Here is a 21,176-nt window from a genome sequence, read left to right as displayed (position 1 = left end):
AGGGGAAAGAAATGGTTAAAGATAATCCTGAACTGCACTATGCGCTTCAACTTGCCGATACCAGCTTGATCTTATCGCATCGCTTATCTGAATGGTGTGGTGTGGCGCCTGAGCTAGAAATTGATATGGCACTAGCCAATATCGGGCTCGATTTATTGGGTGAGGCTCGAAACTTCTATCAATATGCTGCCGAACTAGAGGGAGCAGGTAGAAGCGAAGATGACTTTGCTTATTTCCGTGACCAGTCTGGTTATTTAAATTTGCTCATGGTTGAACAGCCCAATGAAGGGTTTGATATCACCTTAACCCGCCAGTTTTTGTTTGATGTTTTTCACAATCTATTTTTAGCTGAACTGCAAAAGAGTACCAATCCTCAATTTGCGGCGATTGCGAAAAAATCGATCAAGGAAGCGGCTTACCACTTACGTTTCAGTCGAGGTTGGATGATCCGCCTAGGCGATGGCACGGACACCAGTAATCAAAAGATACAGTCTGCTTTGACTGAGTTATGGCGCTTTACGGATGAAATGTTTACACCGTCGCTACAAGAAAGCGTATTAGTCAGCTCAGGTATTGCGGTCGATGTGAGTGAACTGAAAGTGAAGTGGCTGCAGCAAGTTTCTAAGGTGCTGGAGAAAGCTAACTTAATGGTGCCGGATTCGACCTTCAGTCGACAAGGCGGCAAGCAGGGACAGCATAGTGAGCACCTTGGCTACATATTGGCGGAAATGCAGTACATGCAGCGGGTTTATCCAAACTGCCAGTGGTAAGGAGGCAGCATGCTTGTTCAAACATTAGCGGGCTTATCTCACCCGGCTCAATCAGCCGTTTGGCAGCTGTTATCGAGTATTCCAGATCCTGAAATACCGGTAGTGACCATTGCCGAGCTAGGTATGTTGCGTGAGGTTCGCTTTGAAGATCAGCAATGGGTTGTGATATTTACGCCAACCTATTCGGGGTGCCCGGCGACTGACATGCTAATTAACGACATTACCGAGTGTATGAATAGGGCTGGGTATACCCCAGTAAAGGTTGAGGTTTGTCTCGATCCTGCTTGGACAACGGACTGGATGTCGGAAGCGAGCCGAAGAAAACTGGCTGATTATGGAATTGCACCACCGCAAGGGGAAGCATGTTTTAGCCAGCCATTACCCGATGAAGTGATTTGCCCACATTGCCAAAGTAAAGACACCAAATTGGTTAGTGAATTCGGCTCAACAGCCTGCAAGGCGCATTTCCAATGCCGTCAATGTTATGAGCCCTTTGATTATTTCAAGTGTATTTAAACGAGAACGTATCATGACAGATTTTTATTCGTTAACGATAAACAAGCTAGAACGAGAAACTGATAACGCCGTGGTAATGACGTTCTCAGTACCTGAAGATTTAGAGGATCAATTTACTTTTCATCCTGGGCAATATTTAACATTAAAAGCCGATGTGGGCGGAGAAGAGTTGCGCCGTTGTTATTCCATTTGTTCATCAACCAATGAATCGCAATTAAAAGTGGGGATAAAAGCCATTCCGGATGGGCGCTTTTCAAACTATGCCAATAATGAACTGAAGGTTGGCGATATCATCGATGTCATGCCACCTCAGGGAAAGTTTGGCTTTGTGACGGAACCGCAATCAAGTAAGCATTACCTAGGCATTGCTGTTGGTTCGGGAATTACGCCAATTATCTCCATGTTGAAGTCGGTATTGGAAGGAGAGCCAAACAGCCAGTTCACCTTGCTATACGGTAACAAGAACCTGAATTCAACCATGTTCAGAGAGCAGTTGGCGGATTTCAAAAACCGTTATCCGGAAAGGCTGCAAATCGTTTATCTGTTCTCGCGCGAAAGCAACGAGGCTGAATTATTAAACGGCCGTCTAGATCCGGAAAAACTGCGTCAGCTGGGGCAGTCGCTGTTTGACTGGAACCAGTTCGATGCTTGCTATATGTGCGGCCCAGAGGAAATGCTGGAAGCATCTTATATTGCTTTGAGCGAAGGCGGTATGGATGAGCGCAAGTTCCATGTCGAGCGCTTTAATAGCGGCACGGGCCCCCGTCCAACCGTCGAAAATAAAGCGGCGTTTAGCCGCGTTAAGCTCAAGCGAGATGGGCGTGTGATGGATTTGGAGATGACCGCCCAAGATGACAGCCTGCTGGATGCCGCATTGCGCCAGGGAGCAGATTTGCCTTATGCCTGTAAAGGGGGCGTATGTGCGACGTGCATTTGTAAGGTCAAATCAGGCGAAGTGGAAATGGCGGTGAATTATAGTCTTGAACAAGATCAGATTGATAAAGGTTATGTACTCAGTTGTCAGGCGGTACCAACGTCTGACGAAGTCTCTATCGACTTCGATGTGTAAGGTCACTCGTTATGACGTTAGGTATGGATTTAACTTATCTTGATTGCAGCCAGCAACAGGGTGTTTTAACGGTTTGCTTTACACATTACCAAAAACGCAATGCACTCACCAATGATTGCCTGGAAGAGTTGGCAAATGTGCTTGATTGGGCTGAAGGCGAGGCGAATATTGGTGCGGTAGTGGTTACGGGCGGGGAGCGGTGCTTTGCTGCTGGTGCCGACCTTAATGAACTCGCAAGTCAAAGGGCAATCGATACCTGGTTGAATGTTAGGCCTCGTTTGTGGCAACGCCTGAATGAATTTAACAAACCCTTGTTAGCTGCCGTCAATGGGTACGCGCTTGGTGCCGGATTGGAATTGGTTTTATTGTGCGATGTGGTTGTTGCCGGAGAGATGGCCGTCTTTGGACTCCCTGAGATCACCCTTGGTTTGATGCCAGGGGCCGGGGGAACACAACGTTTGAGCCGTACTGTCGGTAAGTCATTGGCCAATCAAATGGTGTTAACCGGCGAATCTATTTCGGCATCACGTGCCCAGCAAGCTGGTTTAGTTAGCGAAGTTGTTGTTGATGCATTAACGCTAGAGCGCTGCCAGCAAATCGCTAACAAGATTGCTCAACGTGCGCCTCTAGCGGTCAGGGCAGCAAAACAAGCCTTGCAGCAAGTACAAAACACCACATTGGAGCAAGGTTTAAAGCAAGAACGTCAGTTATTTAGTTTGCTTGCTGCCAGTCAGGATAGACAAGAAGGGATCGACGCTTTTTTTAATAAGCGCTCACCAAATTACCAAGGAAAATAATAATGGAAGACAGCATTCATTACTCCGTTGAGGCTGGAGTGGCTTTGTTCACCCTAAATCGACCGGATCAATTAAATAGTTTCAATCCACAAATGCATCAAGCATTAATGGGATTTTTAAAACAAGCAGAAAAAGACGAGTCAGTACGAGCGCTGGTCATTACTGGTGCGGGCAGGGCATTTTGTGCCGGACAAGACCTGAATGATCGCAACATTAGTGCTGATCAGTCTATGCCGGATTTGGGGGAGAGTATTGAGCGTTTCTACAACCCATTAATCAAGAAAATTACCCAAATCAATAAACCGGTTATCGCCGCGGTGAATGGTGTCGCTGCAGGAGCCGGGGCGAACTTAGCCTTGGCTTGTGATCTGGTGATTGCCGGGAAGTCCGCCAGCTTTATCCAAGCTTTCTGTCGGTTGGGTTTGGTGCCTGACTCGGGGGGCACATGGACACTGCCTCGCCTGGTGGGCAGCGCCCGGGCGAAAGGCTTGACACTGCTTGGTGACAAGCTGCCGGCAGAGCAAGCCGAGCAATGGGGCATGATTTGGCAGTGTGTCGACGATGAGGATCTTATGACAACGGCGATGGGCCTGGCCCAGCGCCTGGCAACCCAGCCAACCGCGGGGCTTGGCTATATCAAATATGCCATTAACGCCAGCACCGAGCACTCCCTGGCAGAACAGTTGGATCTGGAGCGCGACTTGCAACGCCTTGCCGGCCGGACCGAAGATTATCGCGAAGGTGTCTCGGCGTTCTTTGACAAGCGCCAGCCTGAGTTCAAGGGGAAATAATCGTGAGTCGTTATTCTATTAGAAAAATCGCGGTTATCGGTGCGGGGGCGATGGGGGCGGGCATTGCGCAAGTTGCTGCCCAGTCTGGCTACCAGGTCTGCTTGTTTGATTTGCAGGAAGGCAAAGCCCAGCAAGCCAAAGCACAAATCGAGAAGGGGTTATCGCGTCGGGTAGATAAAGGGCGAGTCACCCAAGATGAAGCTGATGCGACTTTAGCGCGAATTGAATGCTCAGCTCAACTTAATGAGGTGGCAGGTGCAGGTCTAGTCATCGAAGCAATTGTTGAGAACCTGGAAGTAAAACAGTCGGTATTCCGTGACCTCGAGCGCCTCTGTCATCCCGACTGTATTCTGGCCAGCAATACGTCGTCTATCTCCATTACCGCCATTGCCAGCGCACTGGAAAAGCCGGAGCGTATGGTGGGCATCCACTTTTTCAATCCGGCACCCGTGATGAAGTTGGTGGAAGTGATTAAGGGGGTTGCTACCAGCGATGATGCCGCGCAGGCTTCTCTCGATTGGGCACGTTCGTGTGGCAAGGATGCAGTGCTAGCTCGCTCGTTGCCTGGTTTTATTGTCAACCGCGTAGCGAGGCCATTTTATGCCGAGGGGTTGCGGGCCTTGGAAGAGCAGGTTGCATCGGTTGATGAAATCGATTATCTGATGCGCCGTGCTGGTGGCTTTAATATGGGGCCGTTTGAGCTGATGGACTTGATAGGCCACGACGTGAACTACGCGGTAACCAAGAGTGTCTTTGATGCTTGCTACCACGATAGGCGCTACCAGCCATCGCTGATCCAAAAAGAGCTGGTCGATGCCGGTTTTTATGGCCGCAAAACAGGCCGTGGCTTCTACCAATACCAATACCAAGCCGACGCCGCGACGGCGAACCCCGGCTTTCATCCCGCGGTGAACCTTGCCCCAGGCGCAGTTACGCAAATTGGACAATGGCAGCAGCCAGAGCATACGTTCGAGCGACTGGTATCTAGCTATCAACCAAATATCGCCAAGGTGCCATCGGACTGTGCCGAGTTGGAGGGGGCGGCACTCGACATTGGCGGTGTATTGCTTGTACCGACCAGGGGCAATACTGCCACCCAGCTTGCCGCGCAACTTCAGCGACCAGTGGTGATGTTCGATTATTGCAGCGACTACCTAACAACCCCAGTTATTGCATTGGCACCAGCCCGGCAAAATACCCGGCAACAGACGGAGGCAGTGGTCGCTTTCATTCAGTCGTTGGGCAAGCAAGTGATTCTGACCAAGGATTACCCCGGTATGGTGATGTGGCGAACCCTTGGCATGTTGGTTAATGAAGGGCTAGACCTCGCCAACAAAGGCGGCGCCAGCTTGGAAGATATCGACATGGCGATGAAAAGTGGCGTGAACTACCCGCAAGGCCCTATTAAATGGGGGCGTCAGTTAGGCTGGACACATATCGAACGGACGTTAGAGCAACTAACGCACTTCTACGGTGAGGAACGTTACCGTCCATCACCCTTGTTACGACAAATGGCATACGGGAGTTAATCAAAGATGGATAGTCAACAACAACTAGCTTGGCGCTGCGCCGAGAAAATGTATAGCGATGATGGCTGCTCGAATAAATTGGCCATGAAAGTCGAGCAGATGGATAAGGGACGTGCCGTGGTTAGCATGGCGGTCACGGCAGACATGCTGAACGGCTTTGCGACTTGCCACGGAGGCATGATTTTCAGCCTGGCCGACTCTGCTTTTGCTTTCGCATGCAATAGCGAGAACCAGGCTGCGGTAGCCGCGGGGTGCAGCATTGAGTATATCCGCCCCGCTAAGGAAGGAGATGTACTGACGGCTGCCGCGGATGTGAAATCACAAGGCAGGGTAACAGGGACTTACGATATCGAAATTACCAATCAGCAAGGAAAGCTGGTCGCGCTTTTCCGCGGCAAAGCACACCGCTTGGGAATGTCAGTTTTGGAGGGAGAAAATGAATAACGCTTATATTTGTGACGCAGTAAGAACCCCTATAGGCCGCTATGGCGGGGCTCTGTCATCGGTGCGCCCGGATGACTTAGCAGCCGTGCCGCTAAAGGCACTTGTTGAGCGTCATCCTAATCTGGATTGGCGAAAAGTAGACGATGTCATCCTTGGCTGTGCAAACCAGGCCGGGGAGGATAACCGTAACGTAGCCAGGATGGGGGTCTTGCTGGCGGGCATGCCGCAGGAAGTCTCTGGAACGACAGTCAACCGCTTATGTGGTTCGGGCATGGACGCACTGGCCTTGGCGGCACGTACCATCAAGGCAGGAGAGGCGCAGCTCATGGTGGCTGGCGGTGTTGAGTCGATGTCACGCGCCCCTTTTGTAATGGGCAAGGCGGGGAGCGCCTTTGACCGTCGGGCTGAAATGTACGATACCACCATAGGGTGGCGCTTTATCAACAAGCAGTTACAAAGTGAGTTTGGCACCGACTCGATGCCAGAAACAGCGGAAAATGTCGCCTCGCGTTATGGTATCAGCCGCGAAGATCAAGATGCCTATGCTGTGCGAAGCCAGCAGCGTACTTATGCCGCTCAGCAGGCGGGCAAGTTAGCAGAGGAAATTGTTCCGGTCACCATCCCTAACCGAAAGGGGCCAGCGATAGAGGTAAGCGAGGATGAACACCCACGGCCACAGACTACGCTTGAGCAACTGGCTAGCTTACGCGCTCCATTTGCCGAACAAGGAAGTGTTACCGCAGGCAATGCATCGGGTGTGAATGATGGGGCTGCGGCGTTATTAATCGCTGGCGATGAAGCCGTTGCTGAATACGGTTTAGTGCCTAAATCAAAAATCATCGCCTGCGCAACCGTAGGTGTTGAACCCGCGGTTATGGGGATTGGCCCGGCACCTGCGGCAAAGAAAGTGCTCGAGATGGCGGGATTGTCGATAAACGACATGGATGTGATAGAGCTCAACGAAGCGTTCGCAGCTCAGGCGTTGGCCGTGTTACGAGAACTGGGTGTGGCGGATGATGCCGCGCATGTTAATCCTAATGGCGGAGCTATTGCGCTGGGTCACCCTCTAGGTATGAGTGGGGCGCGCATTGTAATGGCAGCGACGAATGAGCTTCATTGCAAAAAAGGCCAATATGCACTGTGCTGTATGTGCGTTGGAGTAGGCCAGGGTATTGCCATGATCATCGAGCGCGTATAAGGTATTGATGGTTTACATATTTATAACAAAATTATAACGATTCAAGTGTAAAGTAAGTTCAGCGAATACAATTATGAACATCCAAAAGGAAGCGAAGGAATGACCGACTTTAATCAACTAGAAGCGATAGAAACCGCTTCGGTAGACGAGCTACGCACGCTGCAGTTTGAACGCATGAAATGGACGCTCGAGCATGCTTACAACAACGTTCCGATGTACAAAAAAAAATTTGACGAAGCGGGTGTTCATCCGTCAGATTTTAAATGTTTAGAAGATATAAATAAATTTCCTTATACCACCAAACAAGACTTGCGTGATAACTACCCGTTCGGAACTTTCGCAGTTCCGATGAAGGATGTGGTTCGTGTCCATGCATCCTCGGGGACGACAGGTAAGCCAACCGTTGTGGGTTATTCCCAAAGAGACATCGATACTTGGGCAACCATTGTTGCGCGCTCTATCCGTGCAGCTGGTGGTAGTTCAGAAGACATGATTCATGTTGCCTACGGTTATGGCTTGTTTACCGGTGGGCTTGGCGCGCATTACGGTGCAGAAAAACTCGGTGCGACAGTGGTGCCGATGTCTGGCGGTCAAACTGAGAAGCAAATCCAGCTAATCGAAGACTTCCAACCGACGATTATCATGGTGACACCGTCCTACTGTCTGAATTTGCTTGATCAGCTGGAGAAAAAACATGGCGGAGATGCGTCTAACTGCTCATTGAAAATAGGTATTTTTGGTGCTGAGCCATGGTCTGATTCGATGCGAGAGGAAATCGAGCGGCGCCTGGGTATCAAAGCGCTCGATATCTATGGCTTGTCTGAAGTGATGGGACCGGGGGTCGCGATGGAATGTGCCGAGACCGCTGACGGCCCGACTATCTGGGAAGATCATTTTTACCCAGAAATCATCGACCCGCTGAGCGGTTCGGTTATGCCGGATGGCGAACACGGCGAACTGGTGTTTACCTCGCTGACCAAAGAGGCCATGCCTGTGATCCGCTATCGTACCCGTGACCTGACCCGCCTACTGCCAGGGACCGCTAGGACGATGCGCCGGATGGATAAAATCACCGGCCGAAGTGACGATATGTTGATTATCCGGGGCGTGAACGTCTTCCCGTCGCAGATTGAGGAACAGATCCTTGAGGTGGCTGAGCTGAGCCCTCACTACCAATTGGAAGTCGTCAAGAAGGGCAACCTAGATACTATGACCGTGAGGGTCGAGCTGAAAGAGGCGGCCAATACGGCTTGCTATGACAAGGTCGAGAGTCAGCTTCGCCACCGTATCAAAACAATGGTCGGCATTTCGACCAATATTGATATTTTGCCTTGCGGTAAAATTCCTCGCTCGGAAGGTAAAGCCCAACGCGTGCTAGATTTAAGGCAAGCGTAAGAGTAAATTGATGCTGCTTTATCGGTAGGTAAAGCAGCCAATATTTATATGCCAAGAGACTTCAAGATAACGCCACAAGAGTTATCTTGAAGTCGCTTATTCGTACATTCTTCTCATTGTAAAAGCATTCCGTTTCGCCTGCGCTAAGCATCGTTTCCACATTTCACAAACAGGTCAGCCTGGTCATAACTATTTCTGCGAAGGGTATGAAACCTACTTCAAGCCGATGGTTCGTTTCCCGCAGCCCGCTCCAAGTTTCCTTCTTCGAGAGCTTCTTTCTTTATCTGTATAAAGTGCCTCCCACATTGATACTTATTCTGTTTTCACGGGGGGATCCCTACGCCGAATTCTCATGCGGCATGTCAAAGTTTATCTATTGCCTGGGGCGAATATTTCTTTTTGTTTTTTGCTCCAAATCACACTTGCAAGACCTTTGCGGTTTAAGTGATACATAATTATTGTTTTTTTTAAAATGACGAATTACTTTTTAACAAGATGTTAACTAATTGTTTTGTGTTGGTAGTCGCTGATAGCAATTATGAGCATGAAGTGCGGACCGCTTTCGAGTGGATTTAAAGAAACACACATTAAGAACAAAGGATAAATAAATGTATCATTTTTCTATGACGATCGATGGCGAGGCGGTTTCTAGCGACCAAACATTGTCAGTGATCAACCCTTCAACCGAAGAGGTTTTTGCTACCTGCCCACTAGGAAACAGCGCGCACGTCGAACAGGCCGTACAAGCTGCCGACCGTGCATTTACGTCGTGGAGAGAGCTTGATGACAGTGTTCGTGTAGAAAAGATCAATGCCCTGGCATCAATTCTTGAGGCAAACATGCCCGAATTGACGCAACTGGTTACTCAGGAAACAGGGAAACCAATCAATGGCTTGAATGGTATCGGTTCGGTTATGGAAGTGGGGGCATCCATCGCCTGGACGCAATATACCGCCAGTTTGGCGCTTGGTAATGACCTTATTGAAGATTCCGATGTGGCAAAAGTCGAGGTCATCCGCCAGCCGTTGGGGGTTGTTGCATCGATTACCCCTTGGAACTGGCCGCTGATGATTGCCATTTGGCATGTTATTCCGGCGTTGCGGGCGGGCAATACCGTGGTGATCAAGCCGTCTCCTCTGACACCGATGTCAACACTGCGCTTTGTCGAGTTGGCAAGTTCCGTGCTCCCAGCTGGCGTACTCAATGTTGTTACGGGCGAAGCCGAGGTGGGCGAAGCCCTGGTGTCACATTCCCTCGTCAATAAGATCGTCTTTACCGGTTCCACGCAAACGGGCAAGCATATCATGCGCTCCGCGTCAGCGAGCCTGAAGCGACTCACGCTCGAGCTCGGCGGGAACGATGCGGGGATTATTCTACCTGACGCAAAGGTGGAGGACATCACCGAGAAGTTGTTTGCCGCTGCTTTTCACAATAACGGCCAGACATGCGCTTGCCTGAAGCGGCTTTATGTTCACGAAAGTATCTTTGATGATGTCTGCACGGCACTTGCCGGTATTGCACAGGCCGTAACAGTCGGTGACGGAATGTCGGAAGACACCCAGCTGGGACCGCTGCAAAATGCCCAGCAGTTCTCCAAGGTGCATCATTTGGTGCAGGAAGCGATTGCGCAGGGTGCCACGGTACTGGCTGGCGGGAAGCCCGTAGAAGGAAAAGGCTTCTTCTTTGCTCCGACACTGCTTGTTGACGTGAAGCACGGTATGCAAATTGTCGATGAGGAACAGTTTGGCCCGGTATTACCGATTATCAAGTATTCAGAGATTGAGGAAGCGATTGAGCTCGCGAACTCAACGCCTTACGGGCTGGGTGCATCGCTTTGGACGGGGGATGTTGAACAAGCGCAGCGCATTGCGGCACGGATTGAAAGTGGATCTGTGTGGATTAACGACCACGGTGCGATCCAGCCGAACGCGCCTTTTGGCGGGATTAAACAGTCCGGTCTAGGGGTGGAGTTCGGTGAATACGGGCTGCATGAATACGTAGCGCTAAAAACCGTCAAGGTATGTAAAGCATAATTTTCTTCAAGGAAAGGATGAAAATGAAACAACTAAAAGTACTTAAATGGAGTTTATATCTGCTTGGGGCCATGCAGTTGGCAGCGTGCAGCAGCTCCCAGGAGACGGCAGGCATCGATACTGACGAAGCGATGGCTGTCCAAGAAGGGGCCGCCCAACCGATCACGCCAGATCCGTCTTTGCCCAGTCTGCCTATAGAGGAAATCGGTAAGATAGAAAGACTACCGCTTTCCTTTCCGGAAAGTTGGGTATATGTCGATGAAGCCAGCTTTATGAGCATGTTTGGCGGCAAAGTCATTGTCTTGGATGTGCTGGAGCCCAAGCACAGCAAGCGTATCAAGGGTATGGTAGATAAAAACCTACTTGGTGGCTTTCTGGCGGCAAAAACCAGAAACGAGTTCTATGTCATTGAGAGTTTCCACGAAAGGGGCAGCCGCGGTGAGAAGACTGACTGGCTCGTGATTTATGACAAGCCAACCCTGTCTCCTATCAAGGAAATAAAATGGCCGAAAACTCGCCTCAACGCGCTGCCAAGAAGGCATGCAATGGCACTCTCGCCGGATGAACGTTTCCTTTATGTCGCCAACTTCAGCCCGGCTGCTTCTTTTACAGTCTATGACTTAGAGTTACGCGAAATTGTCGAGTCGATCGACACCCCGGGGTGTGTGTTGACGTTTGCCACCGGGCAGCGCAGTGTGACATCGCTGTGTAGCAATGGGTCGCTGATGACCACTGTGCTGAAGGATGATGGCCATAAGCTCAAGCAACAGTTCGTCGCCCCGTTCTTTAACACCGACGAGACCCCCATTTTTGAAAGGCCGGCAATCATAGATGGTATTGCGTATTTCCCAACCTTCAAAGGCATGGTGCACGAAGTGGATCTGTCCGGTGACGTTGCCGAATACCGAGGAAAATGGAGTCTGGTGTCTGAGCCGGGCACCAACTGGCGTCCAGGTGGATTGGCATTGACCGACTCAGACGAGCAAGGCTTGTTTTACGTGATAATGAACCCGGAGGGTTTTGACGGTTCGCAAACTCACGGTGGCTCGCAAGTCTGGGTCTTCGATGTCAACAAGAAACAGCGCATTAAGACCATCGATGCCCCGAATTGGGCGGTATCGATGACGGTAACCCGTGGCGTAAACCCTGTGCTGGTGGTGACCAACGGCGAAATGAACCTCGATATTATCGATCCGAGAACCGGCCAATTGATACAGACCGTATCTGACTTCGGCAATGTCACTCCATTAGTTGTGCATAAGGCGTATTAACTATGATCGGGAAAATATTATCAGACGGCAGTGCGCTATTCCTGTTCTGGCTGTTTGTCAGTGCGGGGGTTGGCAAGCTAAAACCCGCAAACCGCCAGTATTACCTGGACTTAGCGACCGAATATGTCGGCACCAGCCTTCTGCTCCGCTACGCCGTACTACTACTGGGCGGTATTGAGGTAGTTTCCGGCCTGCTTGTCGTTGTGCCAGCGACCCGGCTTGTTGGGATGGCATGCATACTCGGGCTGCTCGTGGCCTACCTGGCATTGATGGCATACCAGCTTTACCAAGGCAAAGTGGACATGGATTGTGGCTGTGCGGGACCGGGCGCCAACATCAAGATCGGGGCTGAATCCTTAGCAAGGAATGTGATTCTTGGGGGCATTGCAGGGCTGTGTATGTTGCCAGCAGTGGGCGATCTGCTTTCAACCATCAGCCTTTCTCTGGCCTTAGCCATTTTCATGACCCTTACTTATTCAAGTGCCGAAAAAGCGGTATCAAATTTTCAGAAAATTAAATTATTGAAGGCAAATTAATATGGATATTACAAGTATTTCAACGGCGCTTCTTTGGATTGTAGTCATTGCCCAATCTCTGGTCATTTATGCATTGCTTCGCCAGGTTGGCGTTTTATTCGAACGGGTGGCCCCCGCTGGCGCGCTGGCTATGAACCAAAAGCTGGAAGTGGGACAGAAAGCGCCGGAGATGTCGCTGCAAACCGTGAACAAGAAGCTGGTCAATATCGGTGGCAGCAAAAGCGGCAAGTCGCAACTTGTCTTTTTCCTATCGCCAGATTGCCCGGTGTGTAAAACATTGCTGCCCGCACTGAAATCGGCATCCAAGCATGAATCTGAATGGCTCGATGTGGTGCTGGCTAGTGATGGCGACAAGGCAGACCATCAAGCTTTCATCGAAAAGGCGCAGCTAAGTGCATTCCCGTACGTGGTCTCCGAATTGCTGGGCAAGAGTTTCGGCGTATCAAAATTGCCTTATGCGGTACTCATGGACGAAAGCGGGTCAATTGCATCCATGGGTATCATCAACTCCAGGGAGCATTTGGACAGCTTGTTCGAGGCCAAAGAGCACAGTGTTGCTTCAATCCAGGACTACATGCAAGGCAAAACCACTGAAAACCAATTCGTAGAGGTGAAGTAATGAGTTTCTTTGACCGGTTTTTCGAGAAGTCAGTCCGTACCGTTGCCCAGAACAGCTCGCGGCGCGGGGCAATGAAAAAGCTCGGCGGTTTGTTGGTAGGCGGGGCGAGCATTCCCCTGCTGCCAGTCGCCAGGGCCAGTGAGAAACCCGCGGGTGCCCCTGTTGAAGCAGGCGACCCTTCATCGTGTGACTATTGGCGGTACTGTGCCATTGACGGTTTTTTGTGCGATTGCTGTGGTGGCTCGGCGAATTCTTGTCCGCCAGGAACGGAAATGTCGCCTATCACCTGGATTGGCACATGCCGCAACCCGGTCGATGGCCGGAATTATGTCATCTCCTACAACGACTGTTGTGGCAAGACGCAGTGCGGTACCTGCCTGTGTCAGCGAGACGAGGGCGATCGACCGCTATACCGCTCGGATAAATCCAATGATGTGAACTGGTGTCTGGGGGCAAGTAGCTCGGTTTACCACTGTTCGACAGCAATCGTAGTAGGGATGGCATTTGAAGAATGAAGCACATCATGACGAAAATCTGTTTATTGGGTGCACTGCTCTTAGTCAGCAACCATACGGTTGCTTACCAGAGTCCGTCAGCCAAAGAGTTACATAAAATTCGCTTTCAATATCAGATGTTTTGTCAGGGGTGTCATGTTGCCGATGGCCGCGGAGGAAAGGACGTGCCCGATATGCGAGACCATATCGGCGCTTTCCTGACTATTCCCGAGGGGCGTCGGTACCTCATTCAAGTCCCTGGTTCGGCAAACTCCGCGGTAAATGATGCGGACCTCGCCAACTTAATGAACTGGATGGTGAAAGAATTCGGTGGCGATAGTGCGCCTGATGGCTTTGCTCGTTTTACCAGTGAAGAAGTCGGAGAGCTGCGAAAAAGTCCATTAATGGAAGTGACGGAATATCGGAAAATGCTAATTCAAAAAATTGCGTTGAATAACGGAAAAGCGACAGAAGAGAGTGAATAAATGAAATGTGCACAAAGGAACTGGTCACTGCTTTTATTTAGCTGTTTGGGAATAAACTTGGGGCTGATGGGCTCAGCCCATGCGGCACCTAAACTGATTGAGGCGTGTGAGGCTTGTCATAGTACTAACATGGTCTCCCAGGTGCCGTCGTACCCTATACTTCATGGTCAAAAACAAGGCTACTTAGAGAAGCAGCTCGAGGCGTTTCGTGATGGGACCCGGGAAAACCCTATGATGGCTGGGCTTGTACAAAATCTAAGTGACAGCGACATTACTGAGCTGGCGCAGCATTATTCTCAGCAAACTTTTGTAAAAGAAGCCAAACAGGCTTCGGATAGACGAGGGGCGGATGTAAGGGCTCGCTGCGTCTCGTGCCATGGCCTTTCTGGCAATACCGTCAATACCGAATGGCCGAACCTGTTGGGCCAGAACCATGACTATATTTTCAACCAGCTGAACAAGTTTGCCAGCGGGGAGAGGAAATCGGTCATTATGGAGCAAATTGCTAACGAGTTGACGCTGGAGCAAAGAAAGCAAGTTGCGCTGTATTATGACCAGCAAGGGCGAACCCAATAATTGCCCGCTTGATAAATAAAAACCGAATAGTCTTTTGGGCTATTCGGTTTTTTTTTAGAGCTGTTTAGAGCTAAGTAGTTCGCTGTACCCACTTCATTGTTTATATGGTATTCAGTCGATTTTAGCTAAATGGATATCGAGGGGGGATCAATGGTAGATGAGGTTGCCTTGTGTTAATAGGGCTGGCAAAGCGGGTCCGTTAGGGGGTCACTTGGTTGTTTAGCGGCATTGTCATGGCATTGCCGCTTTTACCTGTTTCAATTGACGGTTGGCAGGATACAAGTGCTCAAGTTGGGTAAGTACCTTGGCTACCCGGCGGCCGTCGCCTTCGCGTTGCAAAGCAAGCAGGAGGGTGATGCCATAGTCGAGTCGGTGAGCCGAAAGCTCGAATGCCTGCTCGATGTGGGTAGTGGCCTGTTTATAGTTCTTCATCCTGATGTGGCTAAGACCGATTGCGTACTGCAACGTTGGATTTTCACCATGAAAGGCCAGTGCACTGTTGAGCATCTGCATCCCTTTATTTTCTTGGCCTGCTGCACGATAGATATCTGCTAGGTTGATGGTGGCGATAAGGAGATCCGGTTGTTTATCCAAGGCGCTATCCAGAAGCTGGACAGCATCCTCAAGCTGATCTTTTAGGAAATACCAGTTGGCATATTCGACCATGCCCATCGGGGTATCCTGATTTATGTCTAGGGCAGCAAGATACTCGCTTTCGGCTTGCAGATAACTATCCCAAAATTGTGGGATGTATTGCTGTACCAGCTTATATGGCAGCAGGGTTTTGTAGGCCGTCAACCGGGTATTAAGAGCTGCAGCGTTGAGAGAGGTGAGCAGGGTATGGATAGCGCGCCTTGATGTCGTGTTGTATAAAGCGTCCAGAGTACTGGATTCAGTCATGGGGTTAGGCTCAGATAGCAATGAGAGCTTTTGATCCACAGTTAATTCAGCCGAGCCATATTTGACAAGAGAGGCTTTAACAAACGGTGAGTGATTCTTCTTGATCAGTTGATACAGGAGGCTGTTCTGGTCACTGTTGGTCGGTTCGGGTGATTGCCACAACTGTGCCAGCTTCCTCGCTGTCAAAGAGCGCAAGTCGTTACCCTGTAGCATGTGTTGCCAATGAGCCGGGAGGTTATGCTCAATCCACTGGCTAGAGTTTGCACTGCTGTGACAGTTTAAGCACACGTTAGGTGTACCCAGCTCATTGCTCAGCACTGGGTTGGGTTTTTGAAATCCATGATCGCGCCTTGCGTCCACACCCATATAGGTTCTTTGGGGCATATGGCAGTCAATGCAGATTACGCCAGCTCTACTCCGGTGGGCATGGTGCCGCTCGGTTTGGTAGTGATCCGGCCGGTGGCATTGGGTACAAAGGCGATCACCCGGTTGAGTGAGCTGGTTAGTATGCGGATCGTGGCAGTTGCGGCAGGTGACACCCTGGCCATGCATCTTGCTTTGCAGGAATGATCCCGCGACGAACACTTCGTCCTTGATTTGGCCGTCGGGAAAGTACAAGTCGGGTTCGAGCAACCTTAGTCGGGTGGTGTTTGAAAATAGCTCATGGTTACTTTCATCTGCCAGTTGCTGCCTTCTAGAATGGCAGTTTAGGCAGATTTCCATCTCTGAGGTGGCGGTATCGGCGGTCACAGCTTGGCTGCTCGTCACTACTGGGGTCGGCAGTTGGGCTGAATTACGCCACTCAGGCACCGGTTCAATGACTACCTGTAATCCTTTCGATCCTTTCGGGTTTGAGTGTTGATTGGCTGAGTTGGCCCATTCGACATGCTGTGATGCCGGGCCGTGGCAAGATTCGCATCCCACCCCGATTTCTGACCAGGTGCTGTTATATTTTTCCGTATCAGCAGCATAGTTGCGACTGAAGCCCGTGGTATGGCAGCTTGCGCAGCGACTGTTCCAGTTCATGAAGCTGCTTTTCCAGTTGAAGCTGCCTAAGCCATCTTCCGAGTTCACGGAAAACCACCTTTGCCCCCCCTCGTGCTCTGCACGGGTATCCCAAGCAATGTCAAAAACTTGCAGGCGGCCGTCACCGAGATCGATAATGTATTGCCGTAATGGTGTAAACCCCAGCGCATAGGCCACTTGGTATTGTTGTGGTGGCTCATTGGATATTTGAATCTTGATATAGTGTTGCTGTGCTTGTTTGAAAAATGTCACCTCTTTACCGTTTTCTTTATAGACACTGCCGTTAAAGTGTTTTTCGTCCAATTTAGTCATGGCTTGGTGGTGGTGAGACTGGCTCCATTGCCGGTACTCTTTGCTATGGCAGTTTGAGCAGGAAGAAGAGCCCGAATATGCGGCCTTAGCAGTAGGGCTCAAGACAAATAACATCACGGCAACAATACGAATGATGGTTACCAATCCTAATGGTTGCATATACGGGCCCCATGTTTATTCCTTAAAGGCAGGAACAATGTCTGTTTTTACTGTCCAGTCCTGCCCAAACCGTTTCTGGAATAACTTAGGGTGTGAAATACTGCCTTTGGCCGTGCCACCTGACCATAAGTCATATTGAGGATCGGTATATTGCTGATAAAACTCAGTGAGTCTGTTATCGAGCTTAGCAATAACATCGCGATATTCAGGGTTGTCTGCCAAATTATTGGTCTGGTTCGGATCATTAATCATATCGTAGAGTTCACTCGGACCAAATTCGCTATCCATTCGCTTCCAGTAGGCGTATTGCTGAGTGCGGATCCCACGCGTTTCCGTTTGCTCGTAAAAAATGGCGTCATGGATTGGCTGGCTAGTACTGTTTTCCAGCAATTGGGCAAAGCTCTTGCCTGGTGAATTAGGAAGCGCCTGTTTGATCCCGGCCAGATCGAGAATGGTGTTTGGTATATCGTACTGACCAATGAGCTGATTGACCGTTTTACCTTGCGAGGCGTCTGGCGAGCGGATAATCAATGGTACATTGAACGCCGTTTCCTGCAGCGTTGAAGGTTGACTCAGGATAGTGTGTGTCCAGAGGCCTTGCTGTCCATAGTAGACTCCCTGGTCCGAGGTATAAATGACAATCGTATTTTTATCCAGCCCTTTCTTATTTAGTGTATCCAACAACATCCCCACGTTATCATCGACAAGGGTATTCTGTGATGCCATGTTGGCTCGGGTTGCTTGGTCGCCAGACATGTCAGTGATAACCATTTTTATGATTTTATTTAGAAAGTGTTCGTCCTCATTATTTTTGGCGAAACTAATCAGCTGGTTGAGATAATTTTTGTTAATCGGCTCGTTCGGGAAAGTGCTTAGGTTCTTGTCTTTGTAATATTCATAGTGACGGTTTTTGGCTGGTCCCATATTGGTTGGTGGATCCATATAGGGTCCATCAAAAGAGACCTTGAGGAAGAAGGGTTTGTCTGAATCGTAGGACTCAAGGTACTGAACTGCTTTTTGGCCAAAATAATCAACCATGTGAATGCCTGATATATCAGAAATTTGTCCATTTTCGATTACGGTATTGTTCCAAAAATCTAGAGTGTGCCCACTGGTAAAGGTCATCCAATGATCAAACCCAAGCGACGGCTTCCATGGCTGACCCAAATGCCATTTGCCGATCATGGCGGTATTATATCCGTGTTGCTTCAAGGTATAGGGAAGGCTTCGAAATTCAGCGACGGCAGACCAATCATCAGGCCAGCCTTCCATTTCCTCATCGTTTAGCCAGTCGTGCAGACCATGTTGGGAAGGCATTAGGCCGGTCATGAGTGTGGCTCTAGTTGGGGAGCACATGCCATTTACCGCAAACGTATTAGTAAATTTAACCCCTTCAGTGGCGAGTTGATCGAGGTTGGGCGTTTTTATCTCTTGATTGCCGTACGCACCTAAAAGTCCGGCATGCTGATTGTCAGAGAGAATAAACAGAATATTAGGCTGTTGAGTTTGTGCGTAACTGGCAGAGCTATATGCAACCAGCAGTGACGCAGCGAACAGGGTGCTTTTCATTATCGCTAGTCCTTTTAACTATAGGTTTATTGTGATACTAAATTTTTTAATTAATGAAATTATTGTATCTTTTGATTTCAAATGATGTTGATTGTTTGTTAAAACTGTGATCGTGTGTTGGTTTTATTGTTAGAACAGTCTTCAGCTCATGATGTGTCCGCTAAACCATACCTGCTGCTAAGCCAGCTGTGTCCTTCATCAACACTTTTACAGCGTCCTATATTCCTTTTCTGCCACGCTTGGGTTTTGCTTTGGTATGCGATACAAAAAATCTTTATTTAAAAATAAAATGAGTCATTTCTATTTGTGAAATGTTGTTTAAGTGTTACATTTGTAGTCGAGAGACATTTCTTAGATAGCAAAATCAAGTTGTAGCGGGCAGGTATGGAGCAGCGCAATTTGCTCATGAGCCAGTAATTTCAAAAAGGATGAAACGATGGAACAGTTGCACAGTTATGTATTGGGTAAGTGGCACTATGGCAATGGCAAACCAAGGATTGTATCCAGTGCATTGACCAATGAAGGGTTATACCAGCTAGATAGCACGGACATTGATAATCAGGCGATGCTGGCTTTTGGCCGAGAAAAGGGCAGCAAAGCATTAGCGCAAATGACCTTCCTTGAGCGTGGCAATATGCTCAAAGAAGTGGCCAAGCTGCTACTTGCCAATAAAGAAATGTTTTATGCACTATCTGCTCATACCGGTGCAACCAGAGTCGACTCATGGATTGACATTGAAGGTGGTGCTGCCACTTTCTTTAACTATGCAAGCCTTGCCAATCGCGAGTTACCAAATGAGACGGTATGGGCTGAAGATGATCTGATCCCGCTATCTAAAGAAGGTACGTTTGCTGCCCGCCATATTTTAACCTCAAAACCGGGTGTTGCGATTCATATCAACGCATACAACTTCCCTTGCTGGGGGATGCTGGAGAAACTGGCTCCGACTTGGCTGGGGGGAATGGCTGCCATCATCAAGCCTGCTTCTGAGTCGGCGTATTTGACCCAAGCAATGGTGAAGGTCATTGTTGAAAGTGGCTTGGTACCAGAGGGCGCAATTCAAGTCGTGTGTGGCTCTGTGGGTGATTTGCTAGACCGTGTAGACTATCAGGATGTCGTGACGTTTACCGGCTCTGCTCAAACAGGCCAAATGCTCCGCGCCACGCCAAACCTGATTGCCAAGTCTGTGCCATTCACGATGGAGGCCGACTCGGTTAACTGTGCAATCCTTGGGGATGATGTTACTCCAGACTCGCCAGAGTTTGACTTGTTCGTCAAAGAAGTATGCCGCGAGATGACGGTTAAAGCTGGGCAGAAATGTACTGCAATTCGCCGTGCCATGGTACCAAGCCATTTGCTTGACGCGGTTAGCCAAGCCATCAGTGCCCGATTGGCCAAAGTTGTGGTGGGAGACCCTAGTCTGGAAGGCGTGAAAATGGGAGCATTGATCAGCCGCTCACAACGCGATGATGTACAGGAAAAAGTGACCTCGCTATCAAACTACTGCCGAGTGGTGACTGGCGGCGATCTGTCGGGTTTCAGCCCAAATGGAAATGATGAAGGCGCCTATTATCCGCCGACATTGCTCGTTTGTGATGAGCCGTTAACGGCCACACCGGTTCACGATATCGAAGCTTTTGGCCCTGTCTGTACCTTGATGCCTTATGGCAACCGTGACGAAGCAGTGCTCCTATCGCAGCTAGGGCAAGGCAGCCTCGTTGGCAGTGTGGTAACCGCATCAACGGCGTTTGCCGCTGAAATGGTTGCGCGTATTGGTCATGCCCATGGTCGCCTGCATATTCTGAACAATGAATCTGCCAAGGAATCAACGGGCCATGGTTCACCTCTACCGATGCTGGTGCATGGCGGCCCAGGGCGAGCTGGTGGCGGTGAGGAAATGGGCGGTTTGCGAGGTATTAAGCATTACATGCAACGTACTGCCGTGCAGGGCTCACCATCGATGCTTGCAGCCGTGGGTAAGGAGTGGGTAAGAGGGGCGGAAACAACCGAAGATTTGGTGCACCCATTCAAGAAGCACTTTGAAGATATTGCCATTGGTGAGAGCTTGACAACCGCGAGACGAACGATCACTGAAGCAGATATTGTTAATTTTGCATGCCTCAGCGGCGATCACTTTTATGCTCATATGGATGAGATTGCTGCGAAAGAGTCGATGTTCGGTCAGCGTGTTGCTCATGGCTATTTTGTTATTTCGGCGGCGGCAGGCCTGTTTGTAGAAGCGGCACCGGGGCCAGTGTTAGCTAACTATGGTATGGAGAGCCTTCGTTTTATTGAGCCTGTTGCTATCGGCGATACGATTCAAGTGAAGTTGACCTGCCAGAAGAAGGTGAAGAAGCGTCAGCGAAATATTGAGGAAACGCCGCAGGGGGTTGTGGCTTGGGACGTTGAGGTGACGAACCAAGAGGGGAACCCTGTGGCGCTGTATACAATTTTAACCCTGGTAGCGCGTAAAGAAGGTGACGTAGTTGCTTAACATGTGCTTTAAAACGTATGTTGAATAACGAATTAAAACCATGGTTGGTATTTCTACCAATATTGATATTCTGCCGAGCGGAAATATTCCTCGCTCAGAGGGTAAAGCGCAGCGCGTGCTCGACCTAAGGCAAGCGTAATTGTTAGCTGAGGCTGTTTTATCAACAGATAAAGCAGCCCAGAATATTCTATTT

20 protein-coding genes are annotated in these 21,176 nt (G+C 49.6%); 18 read left to right on the top strand and 2 right to left on the bottom strand.

All coding sequences use genetic code 11. The features are described from left to right. The first annotated feature begins 11 nt into the window (after nt 1-11). The 16 genes from paaC to R2X38_RS14365 all read left to right on the top strand — a co-directional run bounded on the left by paaC (nt 12) and on the right by R2X38_RS14365 (nt 14,523). Nucleotides 12-770, top strand: a complete 759-nt coding sequence (gene paaC, locus R2X38_RS14440; RefSeq protein ID WP_317522994.1) for a 1,2-phenylacetyl-CoA epoxidase subunit PaaC — start codon at nt 12-14, stop codon at nt 768-770. Between the two features lie 9 nt (nt 771-779). Continuing rightward, the gene (gene paaD, locus R2X38_RS14435; protein ID WP_317522993.1) at nt 780-1,286 is read left to right on the top strand and encodes a 1,2-phenylacetyl-CoA epoxidase subunit PaaD; all 507 of its coding nucleotides are present in this window, start codon (nt 780-782) and stop codon (nt 1,284-1,286) included. A 13-nt stretch (nt 1,287-1,299) separates the two neighbouring features. After that, nucleotides 1,300-2,355, top strand: coding sequence for a 1,2-phenylacetyl-CoA epoxidase subunit PaaE (gene paaE, locus R2X38_RS14430; RefSeq protein ID WP_317522992.1), 1,056 nt, complete (start codon nt 1,300-1,302; stop codon nt 2,353-2,355). Nucleotides 2,356-2,366: 11 nt separating this feature from the next. Then, nucleotides 2,367-3,152, top strand: a complete 786-nt coding sequence (gene paaF / locus R2X38_RS14425) for a 2,3-dehydroadipyl-CoA hydratase PaaF (RefSeq protein WP_317522991.1) — start codon at nt 2,367-2,369, stop codon at nt 3,150-3,152. A gap of 2 nt (nt 3,153-3,154) precedes the next feature. Next, complete coding sequence (gene paaG / locus R2X38_RS14420; protein ID WP_317522989.1) at nt 3,155-3,943, top strand: 2-(1,2-epoxy-1,2-dihydrophenyl)acetyl-CoA isomerase PaaG; 789 nt, start codon at nt 3,155-3,157, stop codon at nt 3,941-3,943. Nucleotides 3,944-3,945: 2 nt separating this feature from the next. Further along, nucleotides 3,946-5,472: a 3-hydroxyacyl-CoA dehydrogenase gene (locus tag R2X38_RS14415; protein WP_317522988.1), complete on the top strand. Its 1,527-nt coding sequence runs from the start codon at nt 3,946-3,948 to the stop codon at nt 5,470-5,472. A 6-nt stretch (nt 5,473-5,478) separates the two neighbouring features. Further along, the gene (gene paaI / locus R2X38_RS14410; RefSeq protein ID WP_317522987.1) at nt 5,479-5,916 is read left to right on the top strand and encodes a hydroxyphenylacetyl-CoA thioesterase PaaI; all 438 of its coding nucleotides are present in this window, start codon (nt 5,479-5,481) and stop codon (nt 5,914-5,916) included. Then, the gene (pcaF, locus tag R2X38_RS14405) at nt 5,909-7,114 is read left to right on the top strand and encodes a 3-oxoadipyl-CoA thiolase (protein WP_317522986.1); all 1,206 of its coding nucleotides are present in this window, start codon (nt 5,909-5,911) and stop codon (nt 7,112-7,114) included. Before paaI ends, pcaF begins: the two co-directional genes overlap by 8 nt. A 99-nt stretch (nt 7,115-7,213) precedes the next feature. Further along, a complete protein-coding gene (gene paaK, locus R2X38_RS14400) occupies nt 7,214-8,509 on the top strand; it encodes a phenylacetate--CoA ligase PaaK (RefSeq protein ID WP_317522985.1) in 1,296 nt (431 codons plus the stop codon). Nucleotides 8,510-9,117: 608 nt separating this feature from the next. Then, the gene (locus tag R2X38_RS14395) at nt 9,118-10,542 is read left to right on the top strand and encodes an aldehyde dehydrogenase family protein (RefSeq protein ID WP_317522984.1); all 1,425 of its coding nucleotides are present in this window, start codon (nt 9,118-9,120) and stop codon (nt 10,540-10,542) included. A 23-nt stretch (nt 10,543-10,565) separates the two neighbouring features. Next, on the top strand, nt 10,566-11,813 hold the full coding sequence (locus R2X38_RS14390; RefSeq protein WP_317522983.1) for an amine dehydrogenase large subunit: 1,248 nt from the start codon (nt 10,566-10,568) through the stop codon (nt 11,811-11,813). Between the two features lie 2 nt (nt 11,814-11,815). After that, nucleotides 11,816-12,349: a MauE/DoxX family redox-associated membrane protein gene (locus tag R2X38_RS14385; protein WP_317522982.1), complete on the top strand. Its 534-nt coding sequence runs from the start codon at nt 11,816-11,818 to the stop codon at nt 12,347-12,349. A gap of 1 nt (nt 12,350) precedes the next feature. Continuing rightward, nucleotides 12,351-12,968: a redoxin domain-containing protein gene (locus tag R2X38_RS14380; RefSeq protein ID WP_317522981.1), complete on the top strand. Its 618-nt coding sequence runs from the start codon at nt 12,351-12,353 to the stop codon at nt 12,966-12,968. Continuing rightward, the gene (locus R2X38_RS14375; RefSeq protein ID WP_317522980.1) at nt 12,968-13,483 is read left to right on the top strand and encodes a methylamine dehydrogenase light chain; all 516 of its coding nucleotides are present in this window, start codon (nt 12,968-12,970) and stop codon (nt 13,481-13,483) included. Before R2X38_RS14380 ends, R2X38_RS14375 begins: the two co-directional genes overlap by 1 nt. Then, the gene (locus R2X38_RS14370; protein WP_317522979.1) at nt 13,480-13,947 is read left to right on the top strand and encodes a hypothetical protein; all 468 of its coding nucleotides are present in this window, start codon (nt 13,480-13,482) and stop codon (nt 13,945-13,947) included. Before R2X38_RS14375 ends, R2X38_RS14370 begins: the two co-directional genes overlap by 4 nt. Continuing rightward, nucleotides 13,948-14,523: a hypothetical protein gene (locus tag R2X38_RS14365; RefSeq protein WP_317522978.1), complete on the top strand. Its 576-nt coding sequence runs from the start codon at nt 13,948-13,950 to the stop codon at nt 14,521-14,523. A 231-nt stretch (nt 14,524-14,754) separates the two neighbouring features. On the opposite strand, the gene R2X38_RS14360 is transcribed toward R2X38_RS14365, so the two are convergent. Continuing rightward, complete coding sequence (locus tag R2X38_RS14360; protein WP_317522977.1) at nt 14,755-16,920, bottom strand: multiheme c-type cytochrome; 2,166 nt, start codon at nt 16,918-16,920, stop codon at nt 14,755-14,757. 15 nt (nt 16,921-16,935) lie between these two features. After that, nucleotides 16,936-18,489, bottom strand: coding sequence for a sulfatase-like hydrolase/transferase (locus R2X38_RS14355; protein ID WP_317522974.1), 1,554 nt, complete (start codon nt 18,487-18,489; stop codon nt 16,936-16,938). Between the two features lie 436 nt (nt 18,490-18,925). Between R2X38_RS14355 and paaZ the strand changes: the two genes are divergently transcribed. Continuing rightward, nucleotides 18,926-20,983 (top strand): phenylacetic acid degradation bifunctional protein PaaZ, encoded by a 2,058-nt coding sequence (gene paaZ, locus R2X38_RS14350; RefSeq protein ID WP_317522973.1) that lies wholly within the window; start codon nt 18,926-18,928, stop codon nt 20,981-20,983. Between the two features lie 40 nt (nt 20,984-21,023). Further along, a complete protein-coding gene (locus R2X38_RS26805) occupies nt 21,024-21,122 on the top strand; it encodes a hypothetical protein (RefSeq protein ID WP_411185235.1) in 99 nt (32 codons plus the stop codon). The last annotated feature ends 54 nt before the right edge of the window (nt 21,123-21,176 follow it).

It is taken from the genome of Photobacterium rosenbergii, assembly GCF_033022775.1.
Classification (GTDB): domain Bacteria; phylum Pseudomonadota; class Gammaproteobacteria; order Enterobacterales; family Vibrionaceae; genus Photobacterium; species Photobacterium rosenbergii_A.
The sequence above is the reverse complement of the archived record's forward strand: the minus strand, read 5'-3'. Positions and strand labels throughout refer to the sequence as shown.